This window comes from Acidianus brierleyi, assembly GCF_003201835.2.
Classification (GTDB): domain Archaea; phylum Thermoproteota; class Thermoprotei_A; order Sulfolobales; family Sulfolobaceae; genus Aramenus; species Aramenus brierleyi.
Genome location: NZ_CP029289.2, coordinates 979,740 through 992,749, shown reverse-complemented (window position 1 = coordinate 992,749; position 13,010 = coordinate 979,740). Strand labels below are relative to the sequence as shown.

Sequence of the window (13,010 nt, the reverse complement as noted above, 5' to 3'; positions counted from 1 at the left end):
AATTAGAAAAAGAGTATTACATATGGAAAGGAAGATAAAGCCTAAAGTATTTGCAATAGATGTGGGGGAATCAAGACTTGTTGCAACCAAGATGGAAATAAACAACAACACAGTAAAAGAAGCTGATACGAGAGAATTCAAATACAACGAGGAAGGACTCAAAGAACTTATAAAATTCCTAGAAGGATACGAAGAAGGAATAATGGAAGCAACAGGAGTATACTTCTACCACGTATACAACGTACTGAGAGACAAGGGACTAAAAGTAAACGTGATAAACCCTGAAACAGTTGAAGTCCTAGGCAAGAAGACAGACAAGAACGACTCCATAAGACTCACAATAGCCTACGCTGCAGGCACAGTAAAAGGATCGTACCAACGGGAGAAATGCAAGAACTAAGAGAAATGACAAGACACAGAGAAGGACTAGTAGAGAGAAAGACACAAGTAAAGAACGAGATAAGGAAAGTTCTAGAAACAGCAGGATACAAGCTACCTTCGAAAAGAAGACAAAGGAAATAGTGAGAAAACTAAATGATGAGAAGCTAACTGACGAAGAGATCAAGGAGTACTCCAAATTATTGGGAAGAAAATTAACTAGAATAGAAGCGTTCATCCTAAAACAACTCCTGGACCTACTGAACATTATAGAAGAACAAATCAAGGAAGTGGAGAACGAGATAATGAAGTTCCTACCCGAGGAAGCAGTAGTGACTAAGATACCCGGAATAGGCCCAATCTCTGCAGCCACAATTTACGCTGAGCTTGGAGACGTGAGCAGGTTTGAGTCTTCGAAACAAGCTGCTTATGCTGGAGTTTCTGGACTAAGCAGAGCGGGAAGACCGAATTTCACAACGGTCTCATCAAGGGGAATAAGCACTTATCCCGCGTTCTATTCCTTGTTGCAAGGTCCGCTAAGAACACGGCCCAATTTAATGGCTTCTATCAAGCCTTGTTGAAGAGGACAAGCAATTCCAAAAAGGCTACATTAGCCTTGGCCAACAAGATATGTAGGATAGTTTATCACGTACTCAAGGATGGGGAATACAAGGGTGAGACTAAGAAGACTAGGTATAGGAGAGGAGGTGGTGAAGGCCCTCAAGTTGACCCCAATCAAGTAGTTCCTTCGGCTCTTCAAGCTATCGCCTAGCCATGTTAGAGGCAAAGCATGTGGAGCCTACCACGCCCTAACCGGTAGACCCAAAATCATATTACAAATACAAACTCAGTATTAAGCCTCATATTTTTTCTTCATAAGGAATATATTTCATTATACTCATAATCAAGAGCATTAAGAACAATGTATTAAATAATCAATGTAAATAAAACGGATTCTATCATACGCATCTCATCATTTTCTAATATTATGATAATATTTCTCAGTTTACTTTTAGAAATATAAAAGATCTAATATAACACTTAAAAATTTCTAAAAAATATTGCAAAATCAATTATCTAATTACATTAAATTCACATAAATAACTAATAACAAATAAAAATTATTTTTACTAATAAGATTTTGGGTCTACCGTCACGGATGGAGTCTTCCGTCCTCTTTGAATCCCCTGTTAAGATAAAATAGCAGTAGTTTTATAGATAGAAGTTTCCTCATAGATCTTTTATCTAAGAATATTAATAATTACTAGTGAGAAATAGTTAGCACCTAGACAATAATAAAATAGTATTTATTGATAATGTTAAAAACAAATAATTTAATGTTAGATTCCGCAGAAACTATTTTAGCCAGATATTAAATGTTATTATATGCCAATAACTGTTAACGTTTTAGATCTAGTAATAGATCTTAGCTTAGAGTTGTTAGTCATCTTAGTCATTGCATGGTTAATATATGAGATACTTAGTATGCCGAGGCATATGACATTAGAAGAAATAGAGGCTCAAATAGATCTAGAACTTAAGAAAGATTCTACGGATATCACTTAACATTGAATAATTTAAACTAGGCCAATCAGATATTAACGTATGAATTCCTACTTCAAACTTTTAAAAAATAAGTCTATATACTAAACATATGAATATTGCAGTAAGGCTCCTTTGGAATAGCGCAGTACCAAAGATGGCTATTGAGGAGGCCAGGCTGACCAAATATAAGCTCTTCATATACAGGGACGCTGGAGGTAATTATGATTTAAATGGAGTGGATTATGAAATATTAAGGAGAAAGGGGGAAAGAGGGTTTCTTACTCCATTATTTTCATATTTAACATCACTTTACGCCAGTCATAGAGGTAAAGATGCAACAATAGATCTTGATTTGATAGTCCACGCAACAAGGATAATAAAAGGTTTTACTTTGTTTCATGACCAATTTGCTGGAATAACTGGATATTTGAGGAAAATATTTTACGATGAAGATTACGCTATTTATTTACACGAAACTTCGTTAACAATAAAAGGATTAAAATATCTGTTACCAAGACAGCTTGAAAAGAAGATTTTAGATCATTCAAAAGTTATAATAACTAATTCCTATTGGAATAAGCAAGTTTTAGAAGAAAAAGGATACAAATCAGAAGTCATATACCCAGGCTGTTATCCCGCTAACAAAATAAGCTATAATAGAGATAAAATAGTCCTTAGCGTTTCTACATGGGATTCTGGAAGAAAGCCAGAATTATATGGTGAAATTGCCAAAAAAATAAATGGAAAATTTATTATGGCAGGCTCATGGGCTAGAAAAGATACTATGGACGATTTTATTGCTAGGTATGGTAAATACGTTGAAGTTACAGGAAAAGTAAGTGAAGAAAAATTGATTGAGCTTTATTCAAAGGCTTCAGTTTTAGTAAGGTTCGGATTCAATGAAAGAGGGCCTGGAATGGGCGTTTTAGAGGCTATGGGATATGGAGTCCCAGTTGTAGTTAACGAAGGGTTAGGAAGTAAAGAACTTATAAAACAAGGAGAAAATGGATATGTAGTAAAAGACGAGAATGAAGCTATAGATAGAATAAATCAAATCTTAGAGAATCCTTATCAATTAAGTAAAAATGCGTGGGAGACAGCAAAATCTTTATCTTGGGAAAATCATTCAAAGAAACTTATCGAAATTCTTCATAATTACTGAGCTTTATTTTTTGCTTCCTACAATTGTTAAAATAATCCCTATTAATATTGTAAAATACGCATAGTCTCCTAAAGTGTTAGATAAAACATGAATAGACGAGGAAAATATTGCGGATAATATTATTAATAAAATTCCTGTTGATACAAAGGATTTACCTAAGGCTAATATTTCTCTAAATATCATTCTCTCAATCTCCTAAAAATTACATAAAAACTAATTACAAGAACTGATGTTAGCATTAAGACTGTACGTTGTGGATCGCTTCAGAATTATACAAAAATTTTTAAGTAATTATGCAGAGTATTACCCATGGAAAAGAAGAACACTAGGGATTGGAGTACGACGAGAACGTGGTAACAAGATACAAGCTAATGTTCCCCTTCTACGTCTTCGAACACTGGTGGGAATTACTCCAGGAGGAGAACAGGTATGCTAAGACCAAGTACAAGGCACCAAAGGAGTTCAACGACTTCCTAGCATTCCTGCACTTGTTCTTACCTTACAGAGTAGAAGGAGTACTAAGCGCACTAGCAGAAATGAAGATAATACCGACAAGCCTAGATTAACAATATGGGAAAGGGTAAGAAACATGAACATTAATTTCCCTGAAGCGAGTGACGAACTTGAAGTAGCTGACGGTACTGGAATAAGCACAACAAGGGGAGGACAGTAGTAGCAAAGTGGGGCAAAAGGAGGGATTCAAAATTCCTTAAGATTGAAGTAGTTATGGAGAAGGACGAGTTCAAGATAGTAAGCGCTGAGGTGACGAGTAATGAGGCCGAATCTGCTTCAAAGTAAAGGACTTGAAGGAAAAGGGTAAGGAAGTTAAGAGGTTCTAGGTAAGGCTTATGATGGCGAGATTTATAATCTTGGTGTTGTTGTTCCTCCTAGGAAGAACGCTTTAGGCGTGGTCATCCTGCTAGGCGTAAGGCTGTGCGCGAGTTCAAGAAGTTGGGTTATGAACGTTGGCGGGATGAGAAGGGTTAGTTAAGGTGGTTGGTTGAGTCCTTGTTCTCTGCTGTTAAGCATTTGGTGAGTCTGTTAGGGCTACGAGTTTTGCTGGTTAAGTTGTTGATGCTAAGCTAGTTTGGCTTATGCTTGGATGATGTACATGGCCAACCTTGTTGTTGGTCGAGCTAAGGGCTTTGAGGTCAAGAAGTAGTATAGTAAATTATTTAGGAGAGATATTATTTTCTATAGAAAACATATTTTTACTGTATCATCCTATTGAAATATATTGAACGAACCCACAAAGCAATTAATGGGATAAATCTTATTTTTACGGGGTTAATAGTTGGATTTATAACATTTTTAGTGCTTATAATTACTAATAACGTTATATCACTATTTTCATCATCTCTTGATATTATACTTTTCATAGATTTTGGAATATCATTCATAACAGAATTTTTAGGTTATGTATACCTCAGCATAGGAATTCATGATTTAGGTGAAATTTTCAATAGCGATCTATACAAGAGACTTTCTATAATATTACTTTTTTCCGTTTTCCTGTTTCCTCTATTAAGCATAACATATGCGGCCCTCTGGATATTCACTAAAAGGTTAATAAGAACTAGATAGTACGTAAGTAATCCTCATATTCCTTAGCAGTCTTATCCCAATCATACTTTAATGACTCCTCTAAAGAACTTTTAGAAAGCTTATTCATTACACTTTCATCCAAAATATAATCAATGACCTCTGCAGCCTTATCATAATCCTTATAATCAACCAAAAAACCATTTTTACCTTCCTTTATTATTTCTGGCATAGAACCAGTCTTATAAGCAACTGCGGGAGTCCCACAAGCATTTGCCTCAACTATAGTCATTCCCCAACCTTCTATAAAAGAAGTTGACAAAATAACCCACGACTTCTGATAAAGTTCGATTTTCTTCTCCTCATTTACTCTACCCAAATATTTTACTCCCAAAGTTTTTGCAGCTTCATTAAAATCCTCTGCTAGATCTCCTCCACCAACAACTATCATTTCCGCCTTATTTTTCAATCTTTTGAATATTTCTAGAGAATCAAATGGATTTTTGTAGTTTTTCATTCTACCTATCCATAAGATTAAAGGCGCTCTTGATTTTTCTCCAGGCTTGTACTTTTTATGATCTACTCCATTATGTATTACCTTTATCTTATTTTCCTCAACGTGAAGTTTGTTTATTAGATCATTTTTAGTAGTATATGAAACTGCAATTATATTATCATAATTTTTAATATTTTTCTCCATATTCCTAACAATATAAGCCATTATAGGGTTCAATTCAAATTTCAATACGTCTTGGTGAACATGATGAACTAACGCTATATTCCTTTTATTAACTATATAGGAAAAGAAAGGTACTGCATGAGCTACGCTATCAATAACTATATCATGTTTCCCAGCTTCAAGAAACGAAAATAAGTGAATAGTAAATTTATTACCAGTTCTTTTTATTTTCATTCCGTCAAGTTCCTCAGAATTAGGTCTTCCATTAACATTTTCCGATAGCCAAGTTACCTTATTATTTTTAGCTAATCTTTTACCTATTTCATAAATAACCTCTTCAGCTCCACCTGCTTGGGGATGGTAAATATCCCTATGATTAATGAAGAGTAAGTCCATCATGGACTTTACTGTAGAATACATTTTAATGTTTTCTCACTACGTCTGCTTTATGTAAAGCTTCAATTTTATTAGAATAGTATTATAAGAAAATAATTTTCTAGAAAATAACAAGTTTTCAACTATAACATTTATATTGAATTTAATATTAGATCAATATTTTTAATATGTTAAATATCATCTATGTTATCGATAAATATCAAGTTATTCAAATTTTTATCCTTTAACTCCTTTTCCATTTTAAATAATGCAGAAATTCCTAGTCCTTTAGCCGTTGCAATGGCAGATGCATCAATTATAGACAGAGAATTATTACACTTTATTTCGACTATCTCGTCCGCAAAATCAAGTGCGTTCACTATCTCAAAGTATCCTGAATCTAATAGTTTCTTAACAAGTTCTCTAGCCTTGTCTATTCCATATTTTCTACATACTATGTATGTTAATTCAATTAATGTTAAATTAGTAATTATTGGCTCTAATTTTCCACTATTAACTAGTTGTATAAACTTTTCTCCTAATTTAGAGTCTTCTAAAACTTCAACTAATACTCCTGTATCAGCTACTACTTTCATCCTCTATTCTAGACCTCTCAAACTCTTCCCTAATTCCTCTGGCAGAGCCTAAAAGAGATAAAAGCAACTGTGAATTCTTATTACCTTTTTTATTCTCTTCGTAAAGAGTTATTAAATATCCTATTGTCTCGTTTAAACTAACCTTTTTACCTTTACTCAACTGCAACTCGGCAGAGATTTTAACTAACTTTTCTTTCACGTCTTTACTTACTCTTATAATTTCGCTCATAAATAAAAACTTAGAGAGAATGTATATAAAGTTTACTTTGTATACTTGGTGAGAAAGCCTAGAATGTGCCACTGAAATATTTTAAAAGAAGGTAGAAAGAGTACTTAGTTAAATAATGGTGTAAAAGACGCTTTGTGGATTGCTTCAATTTTTCTCTAACGTTAAACTTACTTTTAATTCTACTGCGGATTTAGAATTTATACTGAAGAAGTGAGTTTAGAGCCTAAGAAAATTCAACTAGCCCACAAATCAGTCCCCATTACCTTGTTATGCAGAGAGAGAATAACGTTCAGACTATTATTAATGCAAAAATATTATTTCTAATAGAGTTCAAGACGAAATTGCTAGAATATGTATAAGTAGCCTATTCTGGGAATTGGCAATATTTATTACTTATAATTCAAGTAATCCTAGGAATTTCCTGAGTATTAACCGTCCTGGAAAATCCTTAACGCTAAAAGTTGAGGAATACTCCTTACTGCTTTGTTGAATTCTTCAGTTTTCTCAACTCGTTAATTTTCCTTAAATTCAAAATCAAGCGCAGATTTAAAAGTAAGTTTAACGTAAACGTGATAAAAATTGAAGTAACCCACAAAGATCTAGTAATGTTGTTAAGGCAGCACAGTCATAAGGTAGTTTTTTGATCAGTCATTTTTTGTTAATTTCTGCAAACGCATTCGACAATGCTTGATCAAAAGTCACTAGCCTCTTAATTTTTAGCCTCTTCGAGAGGGATAAGGTAGTACAATCGGTAAAACTTAATTTATTAAACTTGTTGAACAGCTCCCACGCTGTTCTAAAGTCCTCATCATTAACTCTTATAATGTCCAAGTTCTCTAAAATATTCTCACCCACCTCTATGGCTGTCCACGGAACCTTAGCCCTTAAAAATGTCACTATCTCGTCAAAGATATAGTCTGAAATTACCAGCTTGTCGTTAGTATCGTCGAAGATCTTCAGAGCCTCTTCGTGCCTGGAATCCCTCTTATTATAAAAAGCTATTAGGAAGCTCGTATCAAGGATTATCATATATTACACTGTCGACGTCAATATTACTAGTATCAATACCCCAATCTTTTATAGCTTCCTTCATTTTTTCATAATTTTTCATTTTAAACTTCTTCATTACATAATCAAAAAACGACTCCTTATTATCAATGGCAAAGGATATGAGGTAATCTTGCAATTCCTCCATAGTTAGCTTAATATTTGACTTCAGCAAGATCTCAGCCCTCAAACTCTCAAGATCAAGCTTGGTTTTGTCCTTAACTTTTATTGTAGTAGCCATAAATTAAAGTATACTTTTCTACTAAATATACTTTTCCACCTTACTTTCAACAGTGCTCGAGATTTTGAGCAACATGCTTTGTGATAGCTCCAGATAGCGATTCAGGTACCCCTAGTAATTCACTTTATTTCTATAAGATTAGAATAATTGATTGTAAACTAAGAGGAAGTAACTAATGGAGGCTGAATCCTTTTTCACGTTAATAGAAATCTTTTTGTCTGTTTATAATAAATTTTTGTTGATAAATAATGATCTCTCACGCCGATGTGGGCTATGCCCAAAAGGGTGGGAGTGATTACGGAGATGTGAGGCCCGTGCCGTTGGGCTCAAAGGAGTCCCATGACCCATCTACCGTTAAGTTTGGTAGGTGGTTGAGGGCTAAGTCCCTACACTCGATCATGATTGAACATAAAATGAGTGAAATGAAAGTGTAGGGGCAAACGGAAACGCTTAGAACTCCTACGGCGATTTTCACGAACAACACTCCTAAACAAGAAGACAAGCCTTACAAGAGTAAAACTTTTATAAAGAGAACAAGAAAATAACACAAGCCAAAAGTGAACATGGGGATAAAACCCCATGGGGTAGGCTGGCTATACGTCCCCGCGATCTAACATGTGGGACAATATCCCGAGTAGGAGTGTGCAAAAATTTAAGGAGACGTTCTCATAGTTAGTTCGTACTATCTCCTAACAAAATTAACAATACAACGCGTATTATAGAAAAATTCAAGAACTAGAAAAAGAGTATTACACATACAAAGTGAAGATCCTAAAGTTAACCTCTATCAAGTGGTTTCCTCGGCTCTTCAAGCTATCGCCTAGCCATGTTAGAGGCGAAGCATGTGGAGCCTATCCATCTCCACGGATGGAGTCTTCCGTCCCCTTTGAACACCTGAATCTGATAAAGTATAAACCAAGACAATTGCGAAATAATACTTGAAGTATGTCCCACAACCTTAGCATAAAAGTATGCATCTTTAAGCATATTTCTAGGTAAAAGACTACTGAACGAAACATGTCCAATAGTATTGGAAATTTCTGCAACTATTATTCTAAGATAAAAGATTATAATAGCAAGAATTATATTATTAGTTATTAAGAAAAATATAACACCTAACACTGCAATTACTGTCAAATTTTTGAATATCATTAACCCTTTCCATTTTTCATACTTGTCACTTATCATTCCGCCTATTGGTGCTGAAAAAGTTCTTACCAAAGGCCTTCCTACAGCTATTACAGAAAAAAGTAAAGGATTATGAAGATAAAGGTAAAACGTCCATAATAAACTCATTTCTATAAGCGGAAAACCAAAGTCAGAAATGCCATATTGAATCAAAAGCCTTCTGAATTCCATGTAATCAAAAGGAGACGGCATACTATCTTAAGAGAAATAACATATATTTAAAAAATATGGATATAATACTTTCTGTTTTTACTAAAAAAATTTATTTTTTCCTTAAGAAAACAATAATTCCTACTACTATTATTATAGATATTATCCCTATAATAGGAATATAGTTTATACCTAATACTTCATCTTCACTAATTGGTTCATTCACTAATATTGAACCCCCATTAGTCTCATTGTAAGTTCCTACCCATTTAGCTGTTTGGAAGAAGTTTACATTAGCTTTAAGGTAGATTTCAGACCCTTTAGTATACCATTGGCTAACTGATCCATTAGTATATTTTATTGTAACTAAGAATTCCTCTGTATATGCAGGGGAATAATCTCCAGAGTGAGTTATAGTTATTGAATTTTCGTCTGCAACATACCTCGTTGAATTATTTATGTATATTGTGTTTGGTAAAATAATTGATGAACTAGCGTTGTACCATCCAGTAATTGTACCATTAGGATATTGGACAGAAATGAGATACTGCTCAACATAAGAGGGATGAATATTCATTGGAGAATTTACAAGGAATTGATTCTGCGTTAATAAATATCTTACAGTCTGGTTTATTTGAATAATTCTAGGAAAATTAGTATATTCGCCTCTTAGATACCATTGACTAACTGTCCCATTAGGATAATTTATTGTAACTAATATGTTTTCATTGTATTCGCATATTATTGTAATGTTATCAAAATATTGGAAACTTGGTAAATCATAATTAACAGGAATAGTTTCATTCACTCCGTTGATTGTTAACGTTATTTTATAAAGTGTGTAGTTTACTGTATCATTAGGAATAATATATAAAGGCACATTTATAGGGAAACGACTATTTATATAAAATCCATATACTTTCACTATTCCTAAATTATTCACAACATTTTCAAACTGAAGATATGTAAATCCGGGAATTGAAGGAGTAAAATTATTTGTTAATAATCCATAATCTCTCTCTCCTACAGTAACTATAGCATTATTATTTTGTAATGAAACATGAAGATTGCCTGCTGCCTCTGCAGTATCAGAACCAAACGTGTAAACTGATGGAAAAGTTTTAACTCCAGAATTATTATACATTAACGCAAGGTTAGCGTTAAGTGAAGTATAATTAGTTATTTCCCCATTATATTGTCCTCCGAATACTAGTTCAGCATCATATAAATTCTCACTACCTGTCAATAGATTAGGGTCAACCAGAATATAGGAATTTACTAGATTAGGTACTGAAATAAAAACTCTATCGTAATATATTACGTTAGGAGGAATTAAAAATCCATTTTGCACACTAACGTAGCCAAACGTTACTTCAACTCCACCTTTAACGTTAGTAGTATTAATTATCAAATATCCTGCAAAAGGATAATTGTAGGAAAAATATGGAGTAGCGTAAGCATAGTAAGATCGTCCATTATAAATATTGATGGATCCATTACCACTAATTAATGACGGATTAATTGACGCATTCACTGCAGAGTCATTCCAAATATTATCTACATAAAATGCTGTACTTTCATTTGTTATGAAAGATATAACATTTTGCAACCATAAGCTCTGATTTCCATTTTTAGTTATTAACTGTAAAACAACATTAAGTTGTAACGACGCACCATAAGGGTCAGAAAATGTAGAATTATATGCTTTTATAGAAGTTATATTATAGAATCCTAAAATCTCGTGAGTTTTCACTGTATACTCACTTAGCTCACCACTATTATTGTAAATTCCATAAGAAGCTATGCCTGTTGGGTTATAAGAAGAATTCATCTCATTTTCCAAGAACGGTATAGCGTTTTCTGCTAAAGTATAAATACTAACACCTACGGCTATTGGTCCATTAAGAACAACTATGTAATTACCTGGAGGTAATGGAATATAATATTTTCCGCTAGTTATATTTTTAACATAAACTGCATATGTTTGTTCTCCATTATGCCAAGCATTATATTGGCTGGGAGTAAAAACTATCAATGTACAAGGTTGTGAGAGATCAGAATCAACTACGATCATATAGTCTGCTTTAAGCGTTATATTTGAATAATAATATAATGGAGACGGTGAAGGAGGAATGGTATTTTCATTAAATTCGGGTATAAATGTGTCATGAACTGCACTTTGTAGAGTTAAAGAAAATTGAGGTATTATAGAAAATAGAATAATTGATAGTAGAAATATACATTGAAACTTCATCGATCTTTACTTAGTGATTTTTTATATAAAGTTTTCTTAGCAAACTGCATTTTCTGTTTTGTATTGTTATTTTGCTGCTTCTAGGAGTCTTGTGGAGAAATAATTTTAAGTTCTTGTGTGGTTATTTTGCGATGGGCCCTTAACTTAGTTTGATTGTAGAGGATGCTTGTCATATGGGCAATATATTTTTAATTAATAATTATTTCTTGTTCGTCTCGTTTTTACCTTTCTTCTTGACCTGGCAATACTAAACGTAAAGTATCTTGTATAGACAAACTCTCTTTTCTGTTCTTCAAGTGTTTATTCATAGTTTTTCTAGATATTCTATAAAATAAACTATTTTTACTCTCACAATAGCAATTTATCTCTTTCAAAGGAATTTAGTCATTTTCAGTAAAAATACTGAAATATTACTAATATTTCCTTTCTATATACTCTCTAAATCCTTTTTTCATTGGATCTTATTAGGATAAATATTCTCAACTTTATACTTCTTTAGGGCTTAAAGGTAAATGAAATTAGTTTCCTACCTATTAGTTTACGTCTATATATAGTATTCTGTGTAGATGTGCCTATCTTTAATAGATAGAGAAACTTTAAAAACTATAAGATAGAAATTATTAAATAAGAGCCGCAGACCGAATCCCCTTCTACGCGGGAAGGGGATGTGTAGTTGGCGGCAGTGATTTTATTCGTATATAATTTGCTAAATTATCTGCTAATGTTATCAAAATGTATTCTACATCCTTTTTATCCATGCTTTTAGCATTATTTTCTAGTAATGTTTTTCTATTTCCTAAGATATTATGCCTATTGCGTTTATTTTCCTTTTTAAACATTCTAGATAATACTGGAAAGTAAATCTTAGCGTGTAACATGTCGTCTATAATTAGTTCCTTAATTTCATATAATTCTTTTTCACTGGAGTAAAATTTTTTATTTATTAAGTTATAAATTGGCTTATAAACGAGTGAAGATTTTCTTTCATCTTTATATTTTACCTTCTTATGTTTTATTATAAGGTTATAGTAATCTTTTTTAACTCCGTCTATTTCACTCAGATTAATAGAATTACCGTAAAAAATCAGAGATGCAGCAAAGCCTCCCCGTCCTAAAAATTCGCTGAATATTCCACCATTTAATATTTGTGTATAGTTGTATTCTCTATATTCATAATATTTAAATATTTTTCTTAAATATAATTTTTTACTATTTTTGTAACTTATATCATTATATCTTTTAAGATGACCCGATGAAGAGAAATGATAAGTAATAGGAATACAATATGCGGGATTACAAGATTCTTTTAGACCAACAATACTAATAACTGTAATACTATTGCTAAAGCTTAGATCTATGGCGATTTTCCAAAAATCCATAACTACAGATATACATTAAATTCTCATATTTAATTTTTCATTATATATTTATAATGCATATTCTAAGATTCTGAATTATGCATATACTTAATTTTTACTTAATCTTTAATAATTTCTATTTGCCTTAAATTAGCAGTTTTACGTAAATTTCTATTACTTAAACATTTCATTTTAATATATAACGAGATAAATTTTATTAGTTTTAAGATAATAATATTTTAGATTTTTATGATAAATTATTCAAC

At 32.6% G+C, this 13,010-nt stretch carries 12 protein-coding genes and 2 pseudogenes; 5 read left to right on the top strand and 9 right to left on the bottom strand.

Annotation, left to right across the window (positions count from 1 at the left end):
- The first annotated feature begins 22 nt into the window (after positions 1-22).
- From DFR85_RS32320 to DFR85_RS21025, 3 genes and pseudogenes are all read left to right on the top strand, one after another.
- A pseudogene (locus tag DFR85_RS32320) lies at positions 23-1,150 on the top strand (IS110 family RNA-guided transposase).
- A 614-nt stretch (positions 1,151-1,764) separates the two neighbouring features.
- Entirely contained in the window at positions 1,765-1,944 is a 180-nt protein-coding gene (locus tag DFR85_RS21030; RefSeq protein ID WP_110269960.1) for a hypothetical protein, read from the top strand.
- An 88-nt stretch (positions 1,945-2,032) separates the two neighbouring features.
- Positions 2,033-3,085, top strand: coding sequence for a glycosyltransferase family 4 protein (locus DFR85_RS21025; RefSeq protein WP_110269959.1), 1,053 nt, complete (start codon positions 2,033-2,035; stop codon positions 3,083-3,085).
- A 3-nt stretch (positions 3,086-3,088) separates the two neighbouring features.
- Here DFR85_RS21025 and DFR85_RS21020 read toward each other — a convergent pair whose 3' ends face one another.
- Positions 3,089-3,268: a hypothetical protein gene (locus tag DFR85_RS21020; RefSeq protein ID WP_110269958.1), complete on the bottom strand. Its 180-nt coding sequence runs from the start codon at positions 3,266-3,268 to the stop codon at positions 3,089-3,091.
- A 149-nt stretch (positions 3,269-3,417) separates the two neighbouring features.
- Here DFR85_RS21020 and DFR85_RS21015 point away from each other — a divergent pair.
- Positions 3,418-4,247, top strand: a pseudogene (locus DFR85_RS21015) (transposase).
- A 414-nt stretch (positions 4,248-4,661) separates the two neighbouring features.
- On the opposite strand, the gene DFR85_RS21010 reads toward DFR85_RS21015, so the two are convergent.
- The 5 genes from DFR85_RS21010 to DFR85_RS20990 all read right to left on the bottom strand — a co-directional run bounded on the left by DFR85_RS21010 (position 4,662) and on the right by DFR85_RS20990 (position 7,794).
- Complete coding sequence (locus DFR85_RS21010; protein WP_110269956.1) at positions 4,662-5,702, bottom strand: glycosyltransferase family 4 protein; 1,041 nt, start codon at positions 5,700-5,702, stop codon at positions 4,662-4,664.
- 170 nt (positions 5,703-5,872) lie between these two features.
- A complete protein-coding gene (locus DFR85_RS21005) occupies positions 5,873-6,277 on the bottom strand; it encodes a PIN domain-containing protein (protein ID WP_110269955.1) in 405 nt (134 codons plus the stop codon).
- Positions 6,261-6,506 carry a VapB-type antitoxin gene (locus DFR85_RS21000; protein ID WP_110269954.1) on the bottom strand — a complete coding sequence of 82 codons (246 nt, stop codon included), beginning with the start codon at positions 6,504-6,506 and terminating at the stop codon, positions 6,261-6,263. Before DFR85_RS21000 ends, DFR85_RS21005 begins: the two co-directional genes overlap by 17 nt.
- Positions 6,507-7,154: 648 nt before the next feature.
- Entirely contained in the window at positions 7,155-7,535 is a 381-nt protein-coding gene (locus tag DFR85_RS20995) for a type II toxin-antitoxin system VapC family toxin (protein ID WP_110269953.1), read from the bottom strand.
- A complete protein-coding gene (locus DFR85_RS20990) occupies positions 7,522-7,794 on the bottom strand; it encodes a hypothetical protein (RefSeq protein ID WP_110269952.1) in 273 nt (90 codons plus the stop codon). The genes DFR85_RS20995 and DFR85_RS20990 overlap by 14 nt, the downstream gene beginning before the upstream one ends.
- 248 nt (positions 7,795-8,042) lie before the next feature.
- On the opposite strand from DFR85_RS20990, the gene DFR85_RS31865 reads away from it, so the two are divergent.
- Complete coding sequence (locus tag DFR85_RS31865) at positions 8,043-8,228, top strand: hypothetical protein (RefSeq protein WP_110269951.1); 186 nt, start codon at positions 8,043-8,045, stop codon at positions 8,226-8,228.
- A 379-nt stretch (positions 8,229-8,607) separates the two neighbouring features.
- Here the strand turns inward: DFR85_RS31865 and DFR85_RS20980 are convergent, their stop codons facing one another.
- From DFR85_RS20980 to DFR85_RS20970, 3 genes are all read right to left on the bottom strand, one after another.
- Positions 8,608-9,174 (bottom strand): MFS transporter, encoded by a 567-nt coding sequence (locus DFR85_RS20980; RefSeq protein WP_110269950.1) that lies wholly within the window; start codon positions 9,172-9,174, stop codon positions 8,608-8,610.
- A 70-nt stretch (positions 9,175-9,244) separates the two neighbouring features.
- Positions 9,245-11,386, bottom strand: a complete 2,142-nt coding sequence (locus DFR85_RS20975; RefSeq protein WP_110269949.1) for a thermopsin — start codon at positions 11,384-11,386, stop codon at positions 9,245-9,247.
- A 650-nt stretch (positions 11,387-12,036) separates the two neighbouring features.
- A complete protein-coding gene (locus DFR85_RS20970) occupies positions 12,037-12,765 on the bottom strand; it encodes a hypothetical protein (RefSeq protein WP_110269948.1) in 729 nt (242 codons plus the stop codon).
- Between the last annotated feature and the right edge of the window lie 245 nt (positions 12,766-13,010).